The organism is Ancylobacter sonchi, from assembly GCF_018390695.1.
GTDB classification, from domain to species: Bacteria; Pseudomonadota; Alphaproteobacteria; order Rhizobiales; family Xanthobacteraceae; genus Ancylobacter; species Ancylobacter sonchi.
The window spans coordinates 451,720-475,857 of the sequence record NZ_JAHBGF010000036.1; the positions used below are offsets into that span (position 1 = coordinate 451,720).

Here is a 24,138-nt window from a genome sequence, read left to right on the forward strand (position 1 = left end):
GACGCGGCTCATGCTTCAGGCCTGCCTCAACGGTTCACGCGACAAGGCCTTCCATCGGGACACTCCCTTCACCCCCACCGAGCTCGCCTTTCAGGCGGAAACGGTGGTCGCGGCCGGCGCCGGCGAACTGCACCTGCATCCGCGCGACGACAGCGGCGCGGAAACGCTCGATCCCGCCTATGTCGCCGAGGCCTTGCTCGCCATCCGCAAGCGGGTGCCGGGCGTGCCGGTCGGCCTGTCCACCCATGCCGGCATCGCTCCCGGCGGTGCGGGACGACTCGACGCTGTTGCCGCCTGGACCGAGCGACCGGACTATGTGTCGGTGAACCTCGTCGAGGCGGACGCGCCCGAGATGATCGCGCTCGTCCTCGAGCGTGGCATCGGCGTCGAGGCCGGCCTATGGTCGGTCGAGGACGCCGAGCGCTTCGTCAAGCTCGACACCGCGCCGAAATGCCTGCGCATCCTCATCGAGATCAACGAGCAGGACGAGACGGAGGGCCTCGCGGTGGCCGCCGGCATCCGCACGGTGCTCGCCCGCGCCAGCCTCGACGTGCCGGTCCTGCAGCACGGCTACGACGCCAGCGTCTGGCCGCTCTATCGCGACGCGCTGATGCGCGGCCTCGATGGCCGCATCGGGCTGGAAGACGGCAGGCACCTGCCGGACGGCGAGATCGCCGCCGGCAATGCCGACCTCATCAAGGCGGCGTTCCTGATGGCGCGGGTGCCGCCGAACCTCGCGCCCGAGGCGACGCCGGCACCGCCCGGCTGACGCTCAGCCCGAGTTTCGCAACCCGGCCGAGATGCCGTTGATCGTCAGCTGAATGCCCTGGAGTACCTTCTCGTCGGTATCGTTGGCGCGATACTTCCGGAGCAGCTCGACCTGCACATGGTTGAGCGGGTCGATATAGGGGAAGCGGGCGCGGATCGAGCGGTCCAGCGCCGGGTTGGAACCCAGCAGCTTGGACTGCTCGGAGATCGCCAGCAGCGCGTCGATCGCCGCCTGGTGCTCGGCGCGGATGCGCCCGAAGATGCTCTCGCGCAGCTCCGCGTCCTCCACCAGCTTGGCGTAGCGCGAGGCGATGGCGATCGAGCTCTTCGACAGCACCATGTCCATGTTGGACAATTGGGTGCGGAAGAACGGCCATTCGCGGTACATCTCCTGCAGCAGCGGCAGGCCGTCGGGGTTCTTGGCCAGCCATTCGCGGATGGCGGTGCCGAAGCCGTACCAGCCCGGCAACATCAGGCGGCACTGCGCCCAGGAGAACACCCACGGAATGGCGCGCAGGTCCTCGATCCGCCGCGTCTTCTTACGCGAGGCGGGACGCGAGCCGATGTTCAGCGTCGCGATCTCGTTGATGACGGTGGATTCCCAGAAATAATCCTCGAAGCGCGGGGTCTCGTAGACGAGGCCGCGATAGGCCTTGAAGGCGGAATCCGACAGCGCCTCCATCACCGTGAGATATTCCTCGCGCGGCGCCTTGGCATCGCCCGAGAGCAGCGTCGCCTCCAGCGTCGCGGCGGCGAGGATCTCCAGATTGCCGCGCCCGACCTGCGGGTGCGAGTACTTGGACGAGATGATCTCGCCCTGCTCGGTGATGCGGATCAAGCCCTGTACCGCCCCGCCCGGCTGGGCGAGGATGGCGTCGTAGCTCGGACCGCCGCCGCGACCGACCGAGCCGCCGCGGCCATGGAACAGCCGCAGCCGCACGCCATGGCGCTTGAACACCTCGATTAGCTCGATCTCGGCCTTGTAGAGCTCCCAGCCCGAGGTGACGAAGCCGCCATCCTTGTTGCTGTCGGAATAGCCGAGCATCACTTCCTGCATGCCGCCGCGGCTGTCGACCAGCTTGCGGTATTCCGGCAGGCGGAACATCTGCTCCATCACCCGGGCGGAGTTGCGCAGGTCCTCGATGGTCTCGAACAGCGGCACGATGTTCACCGCCGCCGAACCCGCCGGGTCGACGAGCCCGACCTCCTTCAGCAGCAGCGCCAGCTCCAGCATGTCCGAGACGCCCTCGGCCTTGGAGATGATGCAGGTCTGGATCGCCTCGGGCCCATAGACCTTGTGGATGCGGGCACAGGTGCGCAGCATCTCCATCTCGCCGACGGTCTCGTCGGCATAGCTGGCGAAGGGCGAGGTCAGCGGTCGCGCCGTCGCCAGCTCGCGCAGCAGCAGCGCGACGCGCGTGCCTTCCGGCAGACTCTTATACCCGGTGCCCGGCGCCGCCACCTCGAACAGCTCGGCGACGCAGCGCTCGTGCACGTCGGAATTCTGCCGGGAATCCAGGATGGCGAGATGGAAGCCGAAGCAATCCACCGCGCGGCGCAGCTCGCGCAGCTTGCCGCGGGCGATGGCGCCGGACTTGTGGGTCTTGAGCGAGCGGTCGATTACGTCGAGATCGGTGCGCAGCTCCGCCGCCGACGCGTAGGGCCGCACATTCGGCTTGTCGCTGACGCCAGCGAGGTCGGCGACCTCGAGGCGGAACGCCGTGGCCTTGAGCCGCCCGATAATGGCGGTAACGGCGAGGCGATACGGCTCGTTGCGCCGGTGCGGCGACAAATCGGGGGAGGAATCCACCAGCGCCAGCAATTCCTCGGACACCGCGACGCGGATGGTGCTGATCGACAGCTCGGCACCGAGCTCGTCGAGTTCCTGAAGATAAAAGCGCACCGCCAGCGCGCCCTGCATCCGCATGGTCTCGCGGGTGACATCGGCGGTCACGAAGGGGTTGCCGTCGCGGTCGCCGCCGATCCAGCTGCCCATGCGCAGGAACGAGCCGACCTCCGGGGCGTCGGTCCCGGCGCCCTCGATGCCGGCGAGCCGATCCTCCAGCGACGCATAAAGCCGCGGCAATTGCCTCAGGAACGTGTAGTCGTAATAGGCGAGGCCGTTGGCCACCTCGTCGAGCACGGTCAGCTTGGTCTTGCGCAGCAGGTTGGTCTGCCACAGCGTCAGCACCCGCCGACGCAGTTCGTCGTCGATCAGCGCGAACTCTTCCGGCGTCGGCTCGATGGTGCGCTCTCGCTCGGCGAGCAGCTCGGCGATGCGCATTTCATGCGTCATGGTACTGCGCCGGCGCACCTCGGTCGGATGCGCGGTCAGCACCGGGCTGGCCAGCGCGGTGTCGAAGAACTTGCGCAGTCCTTCGGTCGAGACGCCCTCCTCCATCGCCCGCTCGATGGCATTCGCCAATGTCCCGGGGCGTGGCCCCTGGCCGGCGGCCGCCTGCGCGCGGCCCCGGCGGATCACGTGCTGGTCCTCGGCGATATTGGCGAGGTGAGAGAAGTAGCTGAAGGCGCGGACGATGGAGATGGTCTCGTCCGGGTCGAGGCCGAGCAGGATGTCCTCCAGCTCGCGGCGCGCGCCCTGGTCGTCCTCGCGATGGAAGCGGGTCGAGACCCGGCGGATGGTTTCCACCAGATCGAAGGTCGGCTCGCCCTCCTGGTCGCGCAACGTGTCGCCGAGCACGCGGCCCAGCATGCGGATGTCGTCGCGCAGGGACTGATCGATGCCGGCGTCGACCTCGGGTTCGGAATCCGGCTGGGCGAGGGTGAGGGCAAAGGACATCGCTTTTTTCGCTCCCGTGATCGACACAACATAGCAATTAGCATGCCGGGGTGTGGCCATTTGGCCTCAGCATTCCCAAATCCACAGCGGTTAGGCTGCTGCCGTTGAGTTACCCGCTAATTGCCAAGAACCTGCCGTGATTCTGAACGAAACACCGGCTGTCATGAACGGACCGGTCAGTCCTCATTCAGGAATGCGGGTCTATAAAGGTGCCGTGCCTACCGTTGTTCGATGTCGCATCGCCTAACCGCGTATCGCGTATCAAAAAGGAACGAGTTATGTCCGCCGTCAGGAATCGCGCCGAGGAACGAGTTCCCGCCGCGCTCCGCCAGCCCGCCGCCGCCCTCAAGACGGTCTCGCGCGCTACCGAGTCCCCCGCCGAGAAGCAGGCCCAGCACGTACCCCCCGCGCCGGTCGGCTCCATCGCCGCCATCGAGACCCAGCTCGGATTCTGAGCTTCGGCCTCTCCTCCCGCAGGCTTGATCGACCGGGGAGGTGACAAACGGCCATGGCCTCCCCATATGCTGACGTAGCGTCACGTCGTGACCCCCGTGTCAGCTCCGAGAGAGGCCATGCGCATAACGTCCCTGTTTCGACTGCCTACCCTGGCCACCGCCGCGCGCGTCAGTGCGGCGGCCCTGATAGTGGCCGGCAGCCTGATCGCCGTCGTCCCCGATGCCGATGCCCGCGTAGGCGGCGGCAAGAGCATGGGCAGCCGCGGCGCGCGCACCTGGTCGGCTCCGGCGCCGACACCAACCTCCCCCTCGGCCCAGACCATGCAGCGCTCCGCCGCCCAGCCGGGCGCGACCGCGACCAATCCCGGCATGGCGGCTCCTGGGCGTCAGGGTGGCTTCTTCAACCGTCCCGGTTTCATGGGCGGGTTGATGGGCGGCCTGCTCGGCGCCGGCCTGTTCGGCCTCTTGATGGGCGGCGGGTTCTTCTCCGGTCTCGGCAGCCTTGCCGGCATTCTCGGCCTGATCCTGCAGGTCGCGCTGATCTTCATCGTCGTCCGGCTGGCAATGCGCTGGTTCGCCTCGCGCAACGCTCCGGCCGCCGCGCAGGGCCCGCAGCCCGACGCCCCGCTGGCGCGCGACATGCTCGGCGGCGGCTCCGCTCCGGCGTCGAGCGGCGCGGCCACCGGCCGCTCCGGCTTCGCCAGCCGGCCGCGTGGTCGCCCGCTCCAGCTTCAGGGTGCCGACTTCGACGCCTTCGAGCGCAAGCTCGGCGAGGTGCAGGAAGCCTATAGCCGGGACGACCGCGCCGCCCTGTCGCAGCTGATGACGCCGGAAATGCTCGGCTATGTCGGCGAGGAACTCGATGGCTATGCGCGGGACGGCCTGCAGAACCGCCTCAGCGACGTGAAGCTGCTTCAGGGCGACCTCTCCGAGGCCTGGAGCGAGGATGGCCGCGACTTCGCCACCGTCGCCATGCGCTACCAGCTCAAGGACACGGTGTTCGAGCGCGCCACCGGCCGCCTGGTGCAGGGCGACCCGGACCGACTCGAATCCGTGGTGGAGTTCTGGACCTTCACCCGTCCCGCCAATGGCGGCGAGTGGACCGTGAGCGCCATCCAGCAGGGCGGCTAGCCCGCCCCTCCGGCACGTGCCGGAGCCAGCGGAAAACATCGATGGCCTCCATGACGGACAGCCCCGTCATGGAGGCTTTTTCTTGCGCGCCTCAGAAGCGGGACAGCGGATCCGGCCCGAAGCGATTCGGCCCGTCGGTCCCCTTGAAGATGAACCAGATCGTCACGATCACCGCGCCGATGCCGGTCAGTCCGAGCAGCAGCCACCATCCGGTCCGGTCCATGTCGTGGAAGCGGCGCACGCTCAGCGCGATCGACGGCAGGATCAACGCGATGCCGACAATCGTGGTGAGCGGTGTGAACACGTGGAAGTCGCCGGTGGCGATGAACGAGAACGCGCCGAACAGAGCGAGATCGACGAAGCCCAGCGCCCAGTTCAGCAGGATGGTGAACAGCACCCACCACCAATATTCCGAACGCGGCGCCCGCCCCTCGAAGGTGGCGTATTTGCCCAGCACGCTGGAGATCGCCTGCGTGAAACCCATGGAATCCTCCCTGCCGTCAGGTCTGTAGACGGACGGGAGACCCGTCGCATCGTCAAGTCCTTGATGGATCGCAATCCGCCACCATCGCGAGGAGCGGGCGCGGCGCTCCAGCCCCATACTCACCCCGCAGGTGCTGCTTCAGGATTGGCCGAGCGGATCCGGCCCGAAGCGGTTCGGACCCTCGGTTCCCTTGAACATGAACCAGATCAGGACGACGACCGCACAGATGCCGGTGAAGATGAGCAATTGCCACCAGCCGGTGCGGTCCATGTCATGGAACCGCCGCGCGCCCACGGCGAAGGACGGGATCAGCAGCGCCAGCTGAGCAAGGCTATAGAGCGGCGAAAACGCCTGCGTCTCGCCTTGCTGGATGAAATAGACCCCATGGAACAACATCAGGTCGAGAAGTCCGGCGATCCACGGCGCCAGCACCCCGAACAGCGTGAACCACCAGAGCTCCGAGCGCGGCGCGCGCCCCTGAAAGGTCGCGTATTTGCCGAGCACGCTCGACACCGCCTGAAAAAACGTCATGCCACCAGCCCTTTGAAGAGCTCCCCTCCCCTTAAGGAAGGCGAGCTCAGCATGGCTGTCAATACCCCGCCACCGTCAACGCTTCGGCGCGCGTCGTCCGCCCTTGCGATAGCCCTTGGTCATCGGGTCCGGACGCTCCGGGCGGGTCCAGTCGCTGGCGCTTAGCGGCTCGGTGCGGTCGGTGCCCGGCCCCATATCGTCGAGCGAGGGCCGGACCACTCGCGAACTCGGCGGAGGATTGCCGGCATCATAGCCCGCCTGTGCCTCGTCCGCCCGCGCCTGATGGCCGGAGGAGACGTGCCCCGGCGAGGAGCGAGAACCGCCCTTGCCGCCCGCTTTCCCGCCCTTGCCCTTCGTCTCCGGCAGATTGGCGGCGCGGCCATATTTGCGCTCGCCGCGATAGCCGCCGGTGCGGTCGTCGATGGCGTCCTGCCGCGCCAGCGGATCGTCGGATATCGCCAGCTCGGTGGCCTGCAGCCGCTTGATCTCGTCGCGCAGCCGCGCCGCCTGCTCGAAATCGAGATCGGCGGCCGCCGCGCGCATGCGCTTCTCGAGATCGGCGATCACCGCGGCGAGGTTGTTGCCATAGGCCGCCGGCGCCTCGGCGAGACCGGAATCCACCGTGACGTGGTCTCGCTCATAGACGCTGTTTAGGATGTCGCCGATCGCCTTCTTCACGCTTTCCGGCGTGATACCGTGCTCGACATTCCACGCCACCTGCTTGGTGCGGCGGCGCTCGGTCTCCGCCATCGCCCGTTCCATCGAGCCGGTGATGTTGTCGGCATAGAGCACCACCCGGCCGTCGACGTTTCGCGCGGCGCGGCCGATGGTCTGGATCAGCGAGGTCTCCGAGCGCAGGAAGCCTTCCTTGTCGGCGTCGAGAATGGCGACCAGCCCGCATTCCGGGATGTCGAGGCCCTCACGCAGCAGGTTGATGCCGATCAGCACGTCGAAGGCGCCGAGCCGGAGGTCGCGCAGGATCTCGATGCGTTCGATGGTGTCGATGTCCGAATGCATGTAGCGCACGCGGATGCCGTTCTCGTGCAGATATTCGGTGAGATCCTCGGCCATACGCTTGGTGAGCGTGGTCACCAGCGTGCGGTAGCCCTTGGCACTCACCTGCCGCACCTCGCCGAGCAGGTCGTCGACCTGCGTACGGGCCGGGCGCACCTCGACCGGCGGATCGACAAGGCCGGTCGGACGGATCACCTGCTCGACGAACACGCCGCCCGTGCGCTCCATCTCCCACGGGCCGGGGGTGGCGGAGACATGCACGGTCTGCGGCCGCATCGCCTCCCATTCCTCGAAGCGCAGCGGCCTGTTGTCCATGCAGCTCGGCAGGCGGAAGCCATATTCCGCCAGCGTCGCCTTGCGGCGGAAGTCGCCGCGATACATGGCGCCGATCTGCGGAATGGTCACATGGCTTTCATCGCAGAAGATCAGCGCGTTGTCGGGCACATATTCGAACAGCGTCGGCGGCGGCTCGCCGGGGCGGCGGCCGGTGAGCCAGCGGGAATAGTTCTCGATGCCGGCGCAGGAGCCGGTCGCCTCCATCATTTCAAGGTCGAAGGTGCAGCGCTGCTCCAGCCGCTGCGCTTCCAGATAGCGGCCCATGGCGTTGAGCTCGTCGAGCCGCATCTTCAGCTCGGCCTTGATGCCCTGTATCGCCTGGATCAGCGTCGGGCGCGGCGTCACATAGTGCGAGTTCGCATAGACCTTCACGAATTTCAGGTCCTGCGACTTGTTGCCGGTGAGCGGGTCGAACTCCTGGATGCTCTCCACCTCGTCGCCGAACAGCGACACCCGCCACGCGCGGTCCTCGTAATGCGCCGGGAAGATCTCGATGACGTCGCCGCGCACCCGGAAGGTGCCGCGGGCGAAATCGCTCTGGATGCGCTTGTACTGAAGCGCCACCAGGTCGGCGAGGATACCGCGCTGGTCGATGCGGTCACCGACCGCGATCTTGAAGGTCATCGAGGCATAGGTCTCGACCGAGCCGATGCCGTAGATGCAGGACACCGAGGCGACGATGATGACGTCGTCGCGCTCCAGCAGCGACCGGGTGGCCGAGTGGCGCATGCGGTCGATCTGCTCGTTGATCGACGATTCCTTCTCGATGAAGGTGTCGGTGCGCGGCACATAGGCTTCCGGCTGGTAGTAGTCGTAATAGGAGACGAAATACTCCACCGCATTGTCGGGGAAGAAGCTCTTGAACTCGCCATAGAGCTGCGCCGCCAGCGTCTTGTTCGGGGCGAGCACCAGCGCCGGCCGCTGCACACGCTCGATCACGTTGGCCATGGTGAAGGTCTTGCCCGAGCCGGTGACGCCGAGCAGCACCTGGTCGCGCTCGCCCTGATTGGCGGCATCCACCAGCTCGGCGATCGCCTGCGGCTGGTCGCCATTGGGCGTGTAGTCGGACTTGATGACGAACTTTACGCCGCCTTCCGACTTTTCCGGCCGCGGCGGCCGGTGGGGCACCCACAACTGTCCGTCGACTTCCGGGCGCCCGGTCTCGATCAGTGCCGACAACGCGGCGACGGTGGCGGAGGCGCCCGAGGTCGGCGCCACGCCGAGTTTCTCGGCGAGCGCGGGATCAAGCGTGGCGGATTGCGCGGGCTCGAAAGCACGCTGGGAGCGCTCACCGAATCCGCCGGGACGAGAAGCTTTGGCCATGGCGCCAATATGGGGCGGTTCAGGACAACTTCCAACGGGGGTCGATACGAGAAGGTCACATGGCAACACCGCGTCAAGATTGCACTTGCACGCCCATCTAACTTAAGGTTGCATATCGATCGTTATCGCAACCTTGGGGGGTCCCATGACGATCGACGCCAACAGCATTGCCGCGGACATCTTCGCCGGTGTCGCGGAGAAATCGCCGGGTGACGCGCAGCCTTTGGGCGGTGCCAACCCGGCGACCGAGTTCTGCAAGATCTGGCCGAAGGCCAAGCCGATCCTGGAATTCATCGCCGGACTGATCACCTTCATCCCGGGGGGCGGGCCGATCGCGGCCGGAGTGCTCACCGGCCTGATCAAGGTCGGCGACCAGGTTTCCGCACAGCTCTGCCCCTGATCCATCCCCGGCGCCCATCCTTCACCCACGAGGCGAAGACTTTCCACGCGCCGCCAGCCTGCCGATAAAATCGCCTGCAAGGCTGTGCGCCGGCGCTCTCTCTCCGGCGCACAGCACTCATTCGTCCTCACGCCGCAGCGACCTACCCTGGCCAACTCGCGCAGATCGCCCCACCGGTACGTCACGGCTTCAATGCCCACGCCCATTCCACGCCGACGCAAAGCCGGCCCGGCAGGTTCGCACACCCCGATCTTCCGGCAGCGACCCCGCCACCAAGTAGCGGCGCCAACGCAGCCATGGGCGTGGCCCGTACCACACGGCGACGACGCCGGCGGAAAGCCCGAAACGGCTCACTTCAGTGATCAACGTCTGAACAGAAACGCCCGAAAACGCCCGGCTTGCGTGCATGGGCGGCAATCGCTCGCGACCACCTCGACGCCGCGCAATAAGGGAAATCAACGCCATACATTATTTTCGCATAAATAATAGGCATTGGCACGCCATATGCATACAAGCTTGTATGCACGATGGCCAGTTTCATCCGGAGCCGCCCATGCCCATCCCGACGCTCGCTGCCGAACCGACGCCGCTACCCTTCAATCCCGCCCGCACCGCGCTGGTCATCATCGACATGCAGCGTGACTTTCTCGAACCCGGCGGCTTCGGCGAGACGCTGGGCAACGACGTTTCGCTCCTGCAGGCCGCTGTCGGCCCCTGCAAGAACGCCCTCGCCGCCGCCCGCGCCGCCGGCATGCTGGTGATCCACACCCGCGAGGGGCACCGCCCGGACATGGCCGACGCTCCGCCCGCCAAGGTGGAGCGTGGCGAGCCCACCGCCCGCATCGGCTGCGCCGGCCCGATGGGCCGCATCCTGATCCGCGGCGAGGCCGGCCACGACATTATCGCCGAGCTGTACCCTGCGGAAGGTGAGCCCGTGCTCGACAAGCCCGGCAAGGGCGCCTTCTACCAGACCGACCTCGAGCTCATGCTCAAGAACCGCGGCATCGACACGCTGCTGGTCTGCGGCGTCACCACCGAGGTCTGCGTCCACACCACCATCCGCGAGGGCAATGACCGTGGCTATCGCTGCGTCGCGCTGGCGGATTGCTGCGCCTCCTACTTCCCCGAGTTCCACCGTGTCGGCCTCGAGATGATCAAGGCCCAGGGCGGCATTTTCGGCTGGGTGTCGGACTCAACCGCCTTCATCGCCGCGCTCGGCACCGAAGCCGCCGGAAGCTCCGCCGCGGCCGCCTGATCCCCGTGCCTTCCGCCGGCCCGGCCGGCCCCAGCCTGCGCATGCGCCTCTCCGCCACGCCCCTTCGAGGAGCCCCGAGCATGTCTGCGACGTCGATGTCCCCACTTTCGCCCATGCGCACCGGCATGCGGCCGACCCTTTGGACCAAGGGCGACTGGAACGCCCTGTTCGGCTTCGGCACCAACATCCTGGTCAACATGCTGGTGCTGACCGGCCTGTTGCAGTTCGTGCTGAAGATGCCGTCCGAGATCGTGTTCGGCCGCATCCTGCCCGCGGTCGGGCTGATGATGTTCCTGTCCACCGCCTACTATGCCTATCTCGGCTACCAGCTCGCCAAGAAGACCGGCCGCGACGATGTCTGCGCCCTGCCCTCGGGCATCTCGGTGCCGCACATGTTCGTCGTCGTCTTCGTCATCATGCTGCCGATCGGCGCCGCCTCGGGCGACCCGGTGCAGGGCTGGGAAGCCGGCCTGGTCTGGGTGTTCTTCCAGAGCTTCATCCTGATGATCGGCGGCTTCGTCGCGCCCTATATCCGCAAGATCACCCCGCGCGCGGCGCTGCTCGGCACGCTGGCCGGCGTCTCGGTGGCATTCATCTCGATGCGCCCGGCCTTCGAGATCTTCATGACCCCGGTGATCGGGCTGACCTGCTTCGCCATCATCATGGTCAGCTGGTTCGGCGGCGTGAAGTACCCCAAGGGCATTCCCGCCGGCCTCGTCGCGATCGCGGTGGGCATGATCATCGCCTGGGGGTCGAACCTGTTCGGCCTCAACTATGGAGGCATGAGCGTCGCCAAGGTCGGCGACGCCTTCGCCAATTTCGGCTTCTCGATCCCGCTGCCAGCCTTCGACCACGTGTTCCACGGCTTCAACTATCTCGGCGTCATCCTCGTCACCGCCATCCCCTTCGGCATCTACGACCTCGTCGAGGCGATGGACAATGTGGAGAGCGCCGAGGCGGCCGGCGACCACTACCCCACCACCCGCGTGCTCACCGCCGACGGCGTGATCAGCCTCATCGGCTGCCTGATGGGCAACCCCTTCATCAACGCCGTCTACATCGGCCATCCCGGCTGGAAGTCGATGGGCGGACGCATCGGCTATTCCGCCGCCACCGGGCTGATGGTGATCGTGCTGTCCTGGTTCGGCATCATCGCCCTGCTGCTGGCGCTGATCCCGGTCGTCGCCATCTCGCCGATCCTGCTCTACATCGGCATGCTGATCGGCGCGCAGGCGTTCCAGACCACGCCGGCCCGCCACGCGCCGGCGGTGATCCTGGCGCTGACGCCGCATCTCGCCGCCTGGGCAAAGCTGCTGATCGACAACTCGCTGGTTCTCGCCGGCAGCTCCGCCCACGCCATCGGCGTCGACAAGATGGCCAGCATCGGCGTGCTCTATCACGGCCTGGAGGTCATGGGCGGCGGCGCCATCCTGGTCGGCCTGGTGCTCGGCGCCATCGGCGTCTTCGTCATCGACCGCAAGTTCACCCAAGCCGCCGCCTTCGCCCTTGCCGGCGCGGTGCTGACCTTCTTCGGCTTCATGCATGGCGAGACGGTCGGCATCGCCGTCACCCCCGGCGTGTCGCTGGCCTATGTGGTGGTGGCGGGCTTCCTCATGGTCTGCGCCCGCTATGCCGAGGTGGAAGCCCTGCCGCCGGCCGCGATCGAGGCCGAGCCGGCGCCGGCCGAATAGACCGGCTTCCGTCCCGCACCGGAGGCGGGGGGCGGATCGCCGACGGTATCGGAGACGGGAAGCGTCGGGCGTGCGATTTCGGTCGCGCGCCCGACGTTTTTGCATTGGCCGTCATGAATCATACCGTAAAGTCCCGCCCGGGGGCCGTGTGGACGCCGATGCATGGGCGGAATGCCGGACGTCCGGAGAAGGAGGACCGAGCCATGTCGATCTTGAAAAAGGGCCTTGCCGGTACGCCGGTCAAAATCCTGCAGGAGAAGCTGGGACTACCTGCGGACGGACAGTTCGGACCCAAGACGGAGGAAGCTCTGAAGGCCTACCAGAAGGAACACGGCCTGGCCGCCGACGGCATCGCCGGCCCGGACACCTTCGCGACGCTCGGCCTCTATGAGCTCATCCTCTTGAAGGTCGGCACCTCCGGCGACACCGTCAAGAAGCTGCAGGCGGCGCTCGGCGTCGGGGCCGACGGCAAGTTCGGCGCCGGCACCAAGAAGGCGGTCGAGGAATATCAGGCCAAGAACGGCCTCGATTCCGACGGCTTCGCCGGGCCGGCCACGCTGGCCAAGCTCGGCCTGTTCGCCCAGATCACCCCCGACGTGGTCTCCAAGTCGCAGATCGCGCCGCAGGACGCCGCGCCGGTGGAGGCGTCCGCCGCCGCCGAGGCTCCGGCCAAAAGCATCTGGGCGACGATCAAGGGCTTCTTCAGCTAGGATCGGAAGCCGCGCGCCGATGGTGGCGCGCGGCTTACCCATCACGGATTGCCGATGTCGTTCCTTCTGCCCTTCAACCTTGCCGATCTCGGCGTGCCGGAAGAGACCGCGCCGCTGCCCGAGCGCCTCGTCGACGGCGACCCGCGCCACCGCACCTGGAACCTCGAGACCCTGCCCGATGGCGCGCTGTTCGCTGGCGTCTGGGAATCGACGCCGGGCTCCTGGCGTGTCGATTATGAGGAGTGGGAATTCTGCTCCCTGCTCGAAGGCATCTCGATCCTGCACGAGGACGGCAAGGAGCCGGTCCGCCTCGTCGCCGGCGACAGCTTCGTGCTGCGCCCCGGCTTCAAGGGCGTGTGGGAAGTCGTGGAGACAACGCGTAAGCTCTATGTGATCCGCCTCATCTGAGCGGTGGCGCGCCTCGCGCCGAAAAGGGAGGGTGCCCACATGTTGCATGCCCGCATCCCTGCTGCCTCCAAGCTCACCGCCCGCGCCGTCCGGAACGGCACCGCGACGTTCGCCCTGCTGCTGGCCGCTGGCGGCAGCGCGGTGGCCGACTGCAAATGCCGCGCCGGCGGGCGCGACTACCAGCACGGCGCGCGCGTCTGCCTTTCCGGCTCCACCGGCCCGCGCACCGCCGTGTGCGGCATGGACCAGAACGTGGCGAGCTGGATCTTCCTCGACGAGCCCTGTGCCGTCTCCACCCGCCCATCGGCCCTGCGCGTCGCCACCCATCTGCCACCGCTTCGGTGAACGGTCGGGTCACGGTATCCGCGAGTGGATTTTGCCCGATGTGTTGCATGCCCGTCCTTGACCGGTATCGGGACGGGATGCATCGTCGCGTCAACGCATTGGAGAGAGTTGACATGGTCAAGGATCGTAGCCGGAAGGTGGGCGTCGTGGCGCGCCGCGCAATAGGGTTGCTGGCGGGAGCAGCCCTGTGCGTCGCCTCTGCCGGCGCCGGCCAGGCCGCCAGCTTCCTCGAGAAGAACTTCTGGCTTTCCGGCCCGAACTACAGCGGCAATGTGCCGGCCTGCGACACGCCGGAGGCGCTGTCGCGCATCCAGAAGCATTTCGCGGAAACCCAGAGCACCTACTGGGACTCGAAGGCCACCATCGACAGCTTCGAGAAGATCCACGAAGTCGCCTTCCGACCCTGGGGGCCGGAATACCAGCCGCGCCGCTACTGCGCGGCGGAAGCCTTCGTCTCCGGCGCCCCGGCGACCGCCGGCCATGTCTATGCCGGTGGCCAGTATGCCGGCGGCAAGGTGGGTGCGGTGAAGGCCGTGCCGGCCGGCGCCACCCGCCACACGGTCTATTACTCGATCATCGAGGATGGCGGCTTTATCGGCTTCTCCTGGGGCGTCGAGTGGTGCGTGCAGGGCTTCGACCGCTCCTGGACCTACGCGCCGAACTGCCGGATGGCGCTGCCGTGAGCCTGCGCGCGGCGGCGCGGCTTGCCCGTGCCGCCCTGGTCTTGTCCGCGACGGCGCTCTCTGCGCTTCTGCTGACCGGCGCCACGACGCCGGCGGCCGCGCAGCGCGCCGCCACGCCCGGACAGTTCGACCACTACGTGCTGTCGCTCTCCTGGTCGCCGACCTATTGCGAAAGCGCCGGCAGCAAGGCCGACCCCGCCCAGTGCCGGATAGGCCGCCCCTTCGCCTTCGTGGTGCATGGCCTGTGGCCGCAGAACGTGTCCGGCTGGCCGGAGGACTGCCAGAAGCCGGCGCCCTTCGTGCCCGAGCCCGTGGTGCGTTCCATGCTCGACCTGATGCCGAGCCGCCGGCTGGTGATCCATGAATGGCGCAAGCACGGTACCTGCGCCGGCCTCGACGCGACCGCCTATTTCGACACGGTGCGCAAGGCCTATGCGGCCGTGACCATTCCGCCGGACTACCGGCAACTCGACGACTACAAGATGGTGTCGCCGGATGAGGTCGAGGCGGCGTTTCTCGCCGCCAATCCCGGCCTCGACACCGGCATGATCGCCGTCACCTGCGATTCCCGCAGGCTGCGCGAGGTGCGCATCTGCCTTAACAAGTCGCTCGGCTTTACTTCCTGCGCCGAGGTCGACAAACGCGCCTGCCGCACACCGCGGGTGGTGATGCCGCCGATGCGCGGCGGCTGAACCGGACCACCCCGATGAACTATCGTCACGCCTTCCACGCCGGCAATTTCGCCGATGTCGTCAAGCATGTCGTGCTGGCGCGCATCCTCGCCTATCTCGGCCAGAAGGATGCCGCCTTCCGCGTGCTCGACACCCATGCCGGCGCCGGGCTCTACGACCTCGCCGGCGACGAGGCGCAGCGCACCGGCGAGTGGCAGAACGGCGTCGGCGCGGTGCTGCGCGCGCGGTTCCGGCCGGAGGTGGAGGCGCTGCTCGCCCCCTGGCGGCAGATCATCGCCGACCTCAATCCCGGCCTCGACGCGGATCCGGCGGCGCTGCGCCACTATCCCGGTTCGCCGCTGGTCGCGCTCGCCCTCTCCCGCCCGCAGGACCGTCTGCTGTTCTGCGAGACCGAGCCGGGCGTGCGCGCCGCGCTCGACGACGTGGTGCGCGACCATCGCGCGAAGGTGCTGCCGACCGACGGCTGGCAGGCGCTCGCCGCCTATCTGCCGCCGAAGGAGCGGCGCGGCCTGGTGCTCGTCGATCCGCCCTTCGAGGAGGCCGGCGAGTTCCAGCGCCTCGCCGCCACCCTCGCGGAGGCGCACAAGCGCTGGGCGACCGGCATCTACGCACTGTGGTACCCGATCAAGGATGTGCGGGCGGTCGACGCCTTCCAGCGCGAAATCGCCCGCGCCGGCATCCCCAAGACGCTGCGCATCGAATTCGACACCCGCGCCGTGCGTCAGGCCGGCGTGCTGTCCGGCTGCGGGCTGATCGTGGTCAATCCACCCTTCACCCTCGCCGATGAAATCCGCGCCGTGCTCGCCGCGCTGGCGCCGGTGATGGCGAGCGACGGCGTCGGCCGCGCCCGCGTCGGCTGGCTCATTCCCGAGCGCTGAGCCGCTCCGTCCGGCGTGGTCCACACCGGCTTTCCCGCCCCGCCGGATCGCGGCATCGGTCTTGCTTTAGCCTGTTCATGCGTAAGACCCGGCGGCAGGTGAGCAATGCCGGCGGAGGCAAGGAGCAGGCACGATGGCGATGACGGGAACCGTCAAATTCTTCAACACGGAAAAGGGCTACGGCTTCATTCGCCCGGACGACGGCGGGCGCGATGTGTTCGTGCATGTCTCGGCGGTCACCCGTTCGGGCCTGGGAGCGCTCGCCGAGGGCCAGCGCGTCAGCTTCGAGGTCGAGCCCGACAAGCGCGGCAAGGGCCCCAAGGCCATCGACCTGCAGGCCCTCGACTGATAGGTCTTCGCCGAAGCGGCGGCATGGCGCCGTCGCCGGATGCCGCGACGCTCGTCCGGCCCCGCAAGGGCCGGCGAGGGTTGTCGCATGCCCCGAAGGCCCGTTGCCCGCGATGATCCTCCGCTCGTCCAAACCCTCCCCCTTCGGCCGCAAGGTCAAGATCGGCGCCGTTCTGTGCGGGGTCCATCTCGACATCGAATGGGCCGACACCACCAATCCGGCCGATTCCGTGCGCCAGCAGAACCCGCTCGGCAAGATCCCGGTGCTGCTGCCGGAGGGCGGCGCGCCGATCTACGATTCGCCGGTGATCCTGGAATATCTCGACGGACAGGCCGGCGGCGGCGTCATCCTCCCTGCCCCCGGAGCGGCCCGCATCGCCGCGCTGGTCGGCCAGGCGCTGGCGGACGGCCTGATGGATGCGGCATTGCTGCAGGTCTACGAGGCGCGCTTCCGCGCCGAGGAGCTGCGCAGCCCAGCCTGGATCGACAACCAGGCCGGCAAGGTGGCGCGCGCCCTGAAGGTGCTTGAGGCGAGCCCGCCGGCCCCGGCGGCCACCGCTTCGGGCACCGACGTCGCCGAGATCGCCACCGCCTGCGCGCTCGGCTATCTCGACCTGCGCTTCCACGGGTCCTGGCGGGCCGATCATCCCGCCCTGGTCGACTGGCTCGACGCCTTCGCCGCGCGCGTGCCCGCTTTCGAGGCAACCCGCGCCTGAGACAGGCGGCGCCGCCACCGGCAGTGCCCAGCAGCGAATGTGCATGAAAAAGGCCCCGGAATCGCTTCCGGGGCCTTGATCATGCGTGGCTGGCGCCCGTAGGCGCCGGCCGCGATCAGAACTTGTAGTTCAGACCGACGCGGGCGATGTTCAGGTTGGTACCCGCGGTCGCGCCGATGTTGTCGTAGTAGTCGTCGCCGAGGTCGACATAGAGATATTCGGCCTTGACGGTCCAGTTCGGCAGGAAGGCGTATTCCACGCCGGCGCCGATGGTCCAGCCGGTCTGGGTCGAGCTCTCGCTCCAGTTCAGCACCTGGTCGGTGATCTTGGTCTTGCCATAGGCGAAACCGCCGGTCACGTAGGGCAGCACGGTGTCGAAGGCATAGCCGACGCGAGCGCGCACGGTGCCGAAGTAGTCCATCTTGGACTCGTAGCCGTAAGCGCTGTCCTTGATGCTACCGCCCTGCAGGTCGGTCTCGATACCGATCACGACGTTGTTGCCGAGCTGGTAGTTGAAGCCGATCTGGCCGCCACCGAACCAACCCGACGGATCGATGCCGAGGTTGTCGATGTCGCCATTGCTGCCGCCCCAGGCGTAGCCGGTGTTGCCGCCGAGATAGAAGCCGGTCCACGAGAACACCGGGACGGGAGCGACGACCGGAGCCTTCGTCGGGTAGGGCTGCGCCATGTCGGCAGCGAAGGCCGGGGCCGCGACCAGGAGGGCGGCGAGGGCAACGCCCGAGGTTAGGATCTTCTTCATAATGTACTCTCCGAGCAAAACTGCTGAACACAACGCAGTTGATGGTGAGATAGAAGCGCAGCTTGTCAGGTCGAGGGCCAGAATGCGGCGAAAACCGAAACAGCACGGTACCCGGTTGCTGCGGCGATGAGGGTGAATGCCTCTCGAACCCATACGAATATTGAATTTCGGGAGGCGGCGGCTGGCCCAGCGCGTGGGCAAGCCCAGCTACATTTCCGCCACGATTGCGCAGCGATTGATCTGCGGCGTAGCAAAAATGCAACAAAAACGACCGCTGCGGGCGGCGAACGCAAACGGCGGCCCCGGGATGGGACCGCCGCGCATAGGATCGGACACCGGAAGCCCGGTGCGCCGGATCAGAACTTGTAGTTCACGCCCAGGCGCAGGATGTTGGCGGTGGTGCCGACATCGAGCGGGCCGACGACGGTGGCGTAGGTCTCGGTGCCGAGGTCGACATAGAGATATTCGGCCTTCACGCTCCAGTTCGGCGAGAAGGCGTATTCGCCGCCCGCGCCGATCGTCCAGCCGGTGTTGGTCTGCTTGTTGGTGAGGCCGGCCAGCTCGTAATCGCCACGGCCATAGGCAAAGCCGCCGGTGCCGTAGATCAGGAACTGGTCGACCGCGAAGCCGAGGCGGGCGCGCACCGTGCCGAAATAGTCGAGAGAGAAGGTCGGGCTCTCGATATTGGTGGCCTGGATGTCGGTCTCGATGCCGACGACCAGCGGGCTGCCGGCAAACTGCCAGTTATAGCCGGCCTGGATGCCGCCGAGGAAACCGTCGGTGTCGTCGGAGAAATCCGCCGAGCCCCAGCCATAGCCGGCATTGGCGCCGATATAGAAGCCGGTCCAGGTGAACACCGGCACCGGCGGGGCATAGGCCGCCGGCGCGCGATAGGCGAGGTCGGCGGCGGAGGCCGGCACGGCGATCGCCGCTGCAAGGGCCAGGCCCGCGAGAACTGCTTTCATGATCGTCTCCCAGTCATCCGGGCACAGGGCACCCGGGTTCAATTCGATAGGGTCGACGGTCCCATAAGATTATGAGCAAAGTCTTATGGCATTTCGTAACCTGATATTATCATTAACAATGCGTATACAAGTGATAATGATGTAAATGTGGCGAATATCCATGGAAACGCTAGCGCATTTCCTTTCCCGCCACGTCGATCATGGTTAACGATCCGTTGACACTGGGCCTTTCGAACGGTGACCCGCGGTGTTCGCCGGGTTGGACACAGACCTTCCTCCAGTTCATGAAGAGACATGACCTCTCCCGCACCGCTTTCATCTGCTGCCGAGCGACCGCTCGCCCTCGTTACCGGCGGCGCGGTCCGTATCGGCCGCGCCATTTCCCTCGCCCTCGCCGCGACGGGTTACGATCTCGTCGTCCACACCCGCCGCCCCGGGCCGGAAGCCGACACAGTCCGAACCGAGATTGAGGCGCGCGGCGCCCGCGCCCATCTGCTGCATGCCGAACTCGCCGATGCCGAAGCGGTCGCCGGGCTGCTGCCCGCCTGCGCCCGCTTCGGCACGGTTCGCCTATTGGTGAACAACGCCTCGGAGTTTCACCCTGACGAGGTCGGCTCGCTGGCCCCGGCGCTGTGGGACCGGCATTTCGCCGTCAATCTGCGCGCCCCGGTCTTCCTCGCCGAGGCGCTCGCGGCACAATTGCCGGCGGACACGGGCGGCGCGGTGGTCAACCTCATCGACCAGCGGGTGCTAAAGCCGACTCCGCATTATCTGTCCTACAGCCTGACCAAGCAGGGGCTATGGGCGGCGACGCGCCTGCTCGCCCAAAGCCTTGCCCCGCGCGTGCGGGTCAATGCGGTGGCGCCGGGGCCGACCCTCGCCAATAGCCGCCAGAGCGCCGAGGACTTCGCCCGACAGGGCGCGGCGGTGCCGCTCGGCCGCGGCCCCCGCCCGGAGGAGATCGCCGAGACGGTGCTGTTCCTGGCGCGGACGGAAAGCGTCACCGGCCAGATGCTCACCGTCGATGGCGGCCAGCATCTCGCCTGGCGGACGCCGGATACCGAGGTGCCCGACTAGCGGGCCGCCCCGGACCGCCTAGCCTCGCCGGTCGCTGAGAGTGAACCAGCCGACGCTCGCCATCACCAGCACCGCGCCGGCGAATTCCAGCGGGCTGGCGGTTTCGCCGAGCACGAAGAAGGCGAGCACCATGGTCGCCACCGGGCTAACGGTGGAGATCATCGAATTGGCCTGCGCCGAGATGCGCTTCAGCGCCGCGTTCATCAGGAAAGTCGGCACCACCGTGGCGCCGATGGCGATCAGCACCGACAGCATCAGCACGCGCGGCGACACCATCAGCCCCGCCAGCGGGCGGACCAGCGCGAACTGGCCGAGCGCCATTACCGAGGCCGAGATCATCGCCACGCAGGTGAACAGGGCCGAGCCGATGCTGTTCAGGAGCTTGCGGGCCAGCAGCTGGTAGAGCGCGAAGCTGACCGCCGCCATGCCGACGAACATCGCGCCGCGCGCCACGTCGGTGCCGACCGTCGCCAGCCCTTCCATGAAGATCAGCGCCAGGCCGCCATAGGCGATGAGGAACGTCCACAGCGCCTTGAGCCGGATCGGCTGGCCGAACAGCAGCGCGCCGAACAGCACGACGAACAGCGGGTAGGTGAACAGGATCAGCCGCTCGAACGAAGCCGAGATATATTGCAGCCCGAGGAAGTCGACATAGCTGGAGAACCAGTAGCCGAGCGCGCCGACGCCGGCCGACTGCGCGAGGATCCGCAGGCTCGGCATCGCTTCGCCGCGCCGCTGCATGGCCTTCAGCGCGATGGCGCCGATCACCAGGTAGAACGGCAGCGAAAACGCCATGCGCAGCGCCAGCAGCGTCTCCGGGTCCACGCCCTCGCCATAGGCGAGCTTGATGATGATGCCCTTGGAGGCGAACAGGATGGCTCCCGCCGCGCCATAGGCATAGCCGGCGAGCGGAACGACGGGTTTCGCGGAGACTTCGGAGACGGAGGACATGATGGCTCCCCTTACTCCGATTGCGCGAGCGGCACAGCCAAGAAATTGCGCATGGCAGCCCCGCCACAGCCGCTTTCTTGCGCGGCGAGGGTCGCGCCTCTCGCCTGTCCACCGGGAAGAGTGCTGTCGTGGCGGCCCGGCGCCAGCTTCCCGAGCTCGCCCCCTGTTCGTGGCCGATCCGAATCCATATTTTAGGCCCCCATGATCGCCCGCACTCCCCATGACACCGCCAAGGACACGCCCGAACCGGACATCGACGATGCCGAGATGGCGGAGGTCGAGGACGAGACCCTGCTGCTGCTCGACGAGGCCGACGAGGCCGCGCCCGGCGCCGGCTCGCTCGCCTCCGGCCGTGCGGCGATCCTGCGGGCGGTGAAGCACGCGCCGACCGGCGCCGGCGTCTACCGCATGCTCGATACGGAAGGCGCGGTGCTCTATGTCGGCAAGGCGAAGAGCATCCGGAAGCGCATCGTCGCCTATACCCGCCCGACCGGGCTGACCAACCGCATCTTCCGCATGGTCGCCGCCACCGCCGAGATGGAATTCATCTCGACCGGCACCGAGACCGAGGCGCTGCTGCTCGAGGCGAACCTCATCAAGCAGCTGCGCCCGCGCTTCAACGTGCTGCTGCGCGACGACAAGTCGTTCCCCTACATCCTGATCACCCGCGATCACGTCTCGCCGCAGATCACCAAGCATCGTGGCGCGCGCTCGAAGCCGGGCGACTATTACGGCCCCTTCGCCTCGGTCTGGGCGGTGAACCGCACCATCAACGCGCTGCAAAAGGCGTTCCTGGTCCGCTCCTGCACCGACAGCTATTACGAGGCGCGCACTCGCCCCTGCCTCTTGTTCCAGATCAAGCGCTGTTCCGGCCCCTGCACCGGCGAGGTCAGCCACGGCGACTATGCCGAATATGTCCGCGAGGCGCGTGATTTCCTATCCGGCAAGAGCCGCACGGTGAAGGACCAGCTCGCCCATGAGATGCAGGCCGCGTCCGAGGCACTGGAGTTCGAGCGCGCCGCCGCGCTGCGCGACCGCATCGCCGCGCTCTCCGCGGTGCAGGGCTCGCAGGGCATCAACCCCCGCTCGGTGGAAGAGGCCGACGTGTTCGCCATCCACCAGGAGGGCGGCGCCACCTGCGTGCAGGTATTTTTCTTCCGCACCGGGCAGAACTGGGGCAACCACGCGCTCTATCCGCGCGCCGACCGCACGCTGGAACCGGGCGAGGTGCTCGGCGCCTTCCTGGCGCAGTTCTACGAGGACAAGCCCTCGCCACGCCTCATCCTGCTCAGCCATGCGGCCGAAGACAGCGACCTGCTCGCCGAGGCGCTGTCCGAGCGCAGCGGCCATAAGGTGGAGATCGCGGTGCCGCAGCGTGGCGAGAAGCGCGAACTGGTCGAGCACGCCATGCAGAACGCCCGCGAGGCGCTGGGCCGCAAGCTCGCCGAGAGCGCCAGCCAGCAGCGGCTGCTCGACGAACTCGCCCGCGCCTTCGCCCTGCCGACCTCGCCCCGGCGTATCGAGGTCTACGACAACAGCCACATCATGGGATCGAACGCGGTCGGCGGCATGATCGTCGCCGGGCCGGAAGGCTTCGCCAAGAGCCAGTACCGCAAGTTCAACATCAAGAGCACCGACCTCACGCCGGGCGACGACTACGGCATGATGCGCGAGGTGCTGAGCCGGCGGTTCTCCCGCCTGCTGCGCGAATCGCCGCGGGCCGGCGACAAGCCCCCCCATCCCGACGGAGTGGGAGGAACGGAACCGGTCATCCCTCTCCCTGAGGCAGAGGGTCAGGGAGAGGGGGACGCCGCGCCGGTCGGCCAGCCGCCCTCCCCCCTCGCCGGCGCGCTGCGTGGGCTGCCCCTACCCACCGAAGAGGGGAAAGAGGTCGCTCTCGTCGACGACGAAGCCCCCGAGGCCCTGCGCCAGACCCCGGAGGGCTGGCCGGACCTCGTGCTGATCGACGGCGGCGCCGGACAGCTGAAGGCGGCGGCGGAGACGCTGGCCGAACTCGGCGTCACCGACGTGCCGCTCGTCGGCGTCGCCAAGGGGCCGGACCGCGACGCCGGCCGCGAGACCTTCTTCATCGCCGGCCGCGAGCCGTTCCGGCTGGAGCCGCGCGATCCCGTGCTATACTTCGTGCAGCGTCTGCGCGACGAGGCGCACCGCTTCGCCATCGGCTCGCACCGCGCCCGTCGCTCGAAGGACATCGCCCAGGGCGGCCTGCAGGAGATTCCCGGCATCGGCCCGACCCGCAAGCGCGCGCTGCTGCATCATTTCGGCACGCTGAAAGCCATCGAGCGCGCCTCGCTCGCCGATCTGGAAGCGGTGCCGGGGGTCAATGCCGCCACCGCGCGAGCGGTCTACGACTTCTTCCACGCCGGGCCGCACTGATGCGGCCGCAGCGAAGCCGTCACGGCCGGTCGTTACTTTGCCGTGAAGTGCCTGCAGTAGATTGACGTGCGCCCGAGGGGTGGTTACGTCCCTTGCGAGGAACCGGACAAAGCCATGGTCGACGTCGCGCCCACCCGGAATACGGTGACCGAACCTGCGCAGGCCGGAACAGGACGGCGCAGGCGCGCCCACACCTATGCGCTGCCCAACCTGCTCACCTATGCACGCTGCGTGGCGGTGCCGCTGCTGGTCGGCTGCCTGTTCTGGGCCGATATCCTCGCCGGTGGCCTGTGGCTGCGCTGGGTCGCGCTCGGCATCTACGTCACTGCCGCCATCACCGATTTCTTCGACGGCTACCTCGCCCGCATCTGGTCGCAGCAATCGGCGATCGGCCGCATGCTCGATCCCATCGCCGACAAGCTGCTGGTCGCCGCCTCGCTCTTGATGATGGCGTCGGACGGCACCATCCGCGGCTGGTCGCTGTGGGCGGCGGCGGTGATCCTGTGCCGCGAGATTCTGGTTTCCGGCCTGCGCGAATTCCTCGCCGAGCTGCGGGTCAGCGTGCCCGTCACCCGCCTCGCCAAGTGGAAGACGGCGACGCAGCTGGTCGCGGTCGGCGTGCTGCTGGCGGGACCGGCCGCGGATGCGCTGCTGCCCGGCACCACGCTCGCCGGCATCGTGCTCTTGTGGATCGCGGCGCTGCTCACACTTTATACCGGGTGGGACTATTTCCGGGCCGGCGCCCGCCACCTGATCGAGGACGACGCGTGAAGATCCTCTATTTCGCCTGGGTGCGCGAGCGCATCGGGCGCGAGGCCGAGGAAGTCGAGGCCCCCGGCGGCGTGCGCACCGTCGCCGAACTGGCCGCTTTTCTCGCCGCGCGCGGCGAGGGCTACGCCGAGGCATTCCGCGACCCGAAGGTGGTGCGCGCCGCCATCGACCGCCGGCATGCCCGGCCGGACGCGCTCATCGCCGGCGCCCGCGAGATCGCCTTCTTCCCGCCGATGACCGGAGGCTGAC

The 24,138-nt window shown here is 67.6% G+C and carries 25 protein-coding genes; 18 read left to right on the forward strand and 7 right to left on the reverse strand.

What is annotated here, in order from left to right; genetic code table 11:
• Positions 1-10: 10 nt before the first annotated feature.
• The gene (locus tag KHC28_RS22860; RefSeq protein WP_214010652.1) at positions 11-769 is read left to right on the forward strand and encodes a 3-keto-5-aminohexanoate cleavage protein; all 759 of its coding nucleotides are present in this window, start codon (positions 11-13) and stop codon (positions 767-769) included.
• A 3-nt stretch (positions 770-772) separates the two neighbouring features.
• Here KHC28_RS22860 and ppc read toward each other — a convergent pair whose 3' ends face one another.
• Complete coding sequence (gene ppc / locus KHC28_RS22865) at positions 773-3,568, reverse strand: phosphoenolpyruvate carboxylase (RefSeq protein ID WP_214010653.1); 2,796 nt, start codon at positions 3,566-3,568, stop codon at positions 773-775.
• A gap of 278 nt (positions 3,569-3,846) precedes the next feature.
• Between ppc and KHC28_RS22870 the strand changes: the two genes are divergently transcribed.
• Both KHC28_RS22870 and KHC28_RS22875 read left to right on the forward strand, forming a co-directional pair.
• Entirely contained in the window at positions 3,847-4,023 is a 177-nt protein-coding gene (locus tag KHC28_RS22870) for a hypothetical protein (protein WP_214010654.1), read from the forward strand.
• 117 nt (positions 4,024-4,140) lie between these two features.
• Positions 4,141-5,154, forward strand: a complete 1,014-nt coding sequence (locus KHC28_RS22875) for a Tim44 domain-containing protein (protein WP_214010655.1) — start codon at positions 4,141-4,143, stop codon at positions 5,152-5,154.
• Between the two features lie 91 nt (positions 5,155-5,245).
• Here the strand turns inward: KHC28_RS22875 and KHC28_RS22880 are convergent, their stop codons facing one another.
• The 3 genes from KHC28_RS22880 to uvrB all read right to left on the reverse strand — a co-directional run bounded on the left by KHC28_RS22880 (position 5,246) and on the right by uvrB (position 8,842).
• A complete protein-coding gene (locus KHC28_RS22880; protein WP_214010656.1) occupies positions 5,246-5,638 on the reverse strand; it encodes a DUF805 domain-containing protein in 393 nt (130 codons plus the stop codon).
• 138 nt (positions 5,639-5,776) lie between these two features.
• Positions 5,777-6,169 carry a DUF805 domain-containing protein gene (locus KHC28_RS22885; protein ID WP_214010657.1) on the reverse strand — a complete coding sequence of 131 codons (393 nt, stop codon included), beginning with the start codon at positions 6,167-6,169 and terminating at the stop codon, positions 5,777-5,779.
• A 75-nt stretch (positions 6,170-6,244) separates the two neighbouring features.
• Positions 6,245-8,842: an excinuclease ABC subunit UvrB gene (gene uvrB / locus KHC28_RS22890; RefSeq protein ID WP_214010658.1), complete on the reverse strand. Its 2,598-nt coding sequence runs from the start codon at positions 8,840-8,842 to the stop codon at positions 6,245-6,247.
• A 145-nt stretch (positions 8,843-8,987) separates the two neighbouring features.
• On the opposite strand from uvrB, the gene KHC28_RS22895 reads away from it, so the two are divergent.
• The 11 genes from KHC28_RS22895 (at position 8,988) to KHC28_RS22945 (ending at position 16,968) form a co-directional block, all read left to right on the forward strand.
• Positions 8,988-9,242 carry a hypothetical protein gene (locus KHC28_RS22895; RefSeq protein ID WP_214010659.1) on the forward strand — a complete coding sequence of 85 codons (255 nt, stop codon included), beginning with the start codon at positions 8,988-8,990 and terminating at the stop codon, positions 9,240-9,242.
• A gap of 553 nt (positions 9,243-9,795) precedes the next feature.
• Positions 9,796-10,497: a cysteine hydrolase family protein gene (locus KHC28_RS22900; protein ID WP_214010660.1), complete on the forward strand. Its 702-nt coding sequence runs from the start codon at positions 9,796-9,798 to the stop codon at positions 10,495-10,497.
• Between the two features lie 80 nt (positions 10,498-10,577).
• Positions 10,578-12,188 carry a regulator gene (locus KHC28_RS22905; RefSeq protein WP_214010661.1) on the forward strand — a complete coding sequence of 537 codons (1,611 nt, stop codon included), beginning with the start codon at positions 10,578-10,580 and terminating at the stop codon, positions 12,186-12,188.
• Between the two features lie 203 nt (positions 12,189-12,391).
• Entirely contained in the window at positions 12,392-12,898 is a 507-nt protein-coding gene (locus KHC28_RS22910; RefSeq protein WP_214010662.1) for a peptidoglycan-binding domain-containing protein, read from the forward strand.
• A gap of 54 nt (positions 12,899-12,952) precedes the next feature.
• Complete coding sequence (locus KHC28_RS22915) at positions 12,953-13,306, forward strand: cupin domain-containing protein (protein ID WP_214010663.1); 354 nt, start codon at positions 12,953-12,955, stop codon at positions 13,304-13,306.
• Between the two features lie 39 nt (positions 13,307-13,345).
• Complete coding sequence (locus KHC28_RS22920) at positions 13,346-13,651, forward strand: hypothetical protein (protein ID WP_214010664.1); 306 nt, start codon at positions 13,346-13,348, stop codon at positions 13,649-13,651.
• 113 nt (positions 13,652-13,764) lie between these two features.
• Complete coding sequence (locus KHC28_RS22925; RefSeq protein WP_214010665.1) at positions 13,765-14,334, forward strand: hypothetical protein; 570 nt, start codon at positions 13,765-13,767, stop codon at positions 14,332-14,334.
• Positions 14,331-15,026, forward strand: a complete 696-nt coding sequence (locus KHC28_RS22930) for a ribonuclease T2 family protein (RefSeq protein WP_214010666.1) — start codon at positions 14,331-14,333, stop codon at positions 15,024-15,026. The genes KHC28_RS22925 and KHC28_RS22930 overlap by 4 nt, the downstream gene beginning before the upstream one ends.
• A 14-nt stretch (positions 15,027-15,040) precedes the next feature.
• Positions 15,041-15,904, forward strand: coding sequence for a 23S rRNA (adenine(2030)-N(6))-methyltransferase RlmJ (locus tag KHC28_RS22935; protein ID WP_214010667.1), 864 nt, complete (start codon positions 15,041-15,043; stop codon positions 15,902-15,904).
• Between the two features lie 133 nt (positions 15,905-16,037).
• On the forward strand, positions 16,038-16,253 hold the full coding sequence (locus KHC28_RS22940; RefSeq protein WP_214010668.1) for a cold-shock protein: 216 nt from the start codon (positions 16,038-16,040) through the stop codon (positions 16,251-16,253).
• A 112-nt stretch (positions 16,254-16,365) separates the two neighbouring features.
• Complete coding sequence (locus KHC28_RS22945) at positions 16,366-16,968, forward strand: glutathione S-transferase family protein (protein WP_214010669.1); 603 nt, start codon at positions 16,366-16,368, stop codon at positions 16,966-16,968.
• 115 nt (positions 16,969-17,083) lie between these two features.
• On the opposite strand, the gene KHC28_RS22950 is transcribed toward KHC28_RS22945, so the two are convergent.
• Positions 17,084-17,728 (reverse strand): outer membrane protein, encoded by a 645-nt coding sequence (locus tag KHC28_RS22950; protein WP_214010670.1) that lies wholly within the window; start codon positions 17,726-17,728, stop codon positions 17,084-17,086.
• 356 nt (positions 17,729-18,084) lie between these two features.
• Complete coding sequence (locus KHC28_RS22955; protein WP_214010671.1) at positions 18,085-18,693, reverse strand: outer membrane protein; 609 nt, start codon at positions 18,691-18,693, stop codon at positions 18,085-18,087.
• Between the two features lie 294 nt (positions 18,694-18,987).
• Here KHC28_RS22955 and KHC28_RS22960 point away from each other — a divergent pair, with 294 nt between their 5' ends.
• On the forward strand, positions 18,988-19,770 hold the full coding sequence (locus tag KHC28_RS22960; RefSeq protein WP_214010672.1) for an SDR family oxidoreductase: 783 nt from the start codon (positions 18,988-18,990) through the stop codon (positions 19,768-19,770).
• A gap of 18 nt (positions 19,771-19,788) precedes the next feature.
• On the opposite strand, the gene KHC28_RS22965 is transcribed toward KHC28_RS22960, so the two are convergent.
• Positions 19,789-20,721, reverse strand: coding sequence for a DMT family transporter (locus tag KHC28_RS22965; protein WP_214010673.1), 933 nt, complete (start codon positions 20,719-20,721; stop codon positions 19,789-19,791).
• A gap of 201 nt (positions 20,722-20,922) precedes the next feature.
• Here KHC28_RS22965 and uvrC point away from each other — a divergent pair, with 201 nt between their 5' ends.
• From uvrC to moaD, 3 genes are all read left to right on the forward strand, one after another.
• On the forward strand, positions 20,923-23,118 hold the full coding sequence (gene uvrC, locus KHC28_RS22970) for an excinuclease ABC subunit UvrC (RefSeq protein WP_214010674.1): 2,196 nt from the start codon (positions 20,923-20,925) through the stop codon (positions 23,116-23,118).
• 114 nt (positions 23,119-23,232) lie between these two features.
• The gene (gene pgsA / locus KHC28_RS22975) at positions 23,233-23,889 is read left to right on the forward strand and encodes a CDP-diacylglycerol--glycerol-3-phosphate 3-phosphatidyltransferase (RefSeq protein WP_214010675.1); all 657 of its coding nucleotides are present in this window, start codon (positions 23,233-23,235) and stop codon (positions 23,887-23,889) included.
• Complete coding sequence (moaD, locus tag KHC28_RS22980; protein WP_214010676.1) at positions 23,886-24,137, forward strand: molybdopterin converting factor subunit 1; 252 nt, start codon at positions 23,886-23,888, stop codon at positions 24,135-24,137. Before pgsA ends, moaD begins: the two co-directional genes overlap by 4 nt.
• Position 24,138 lies beyond the last annotated feature (1 nt).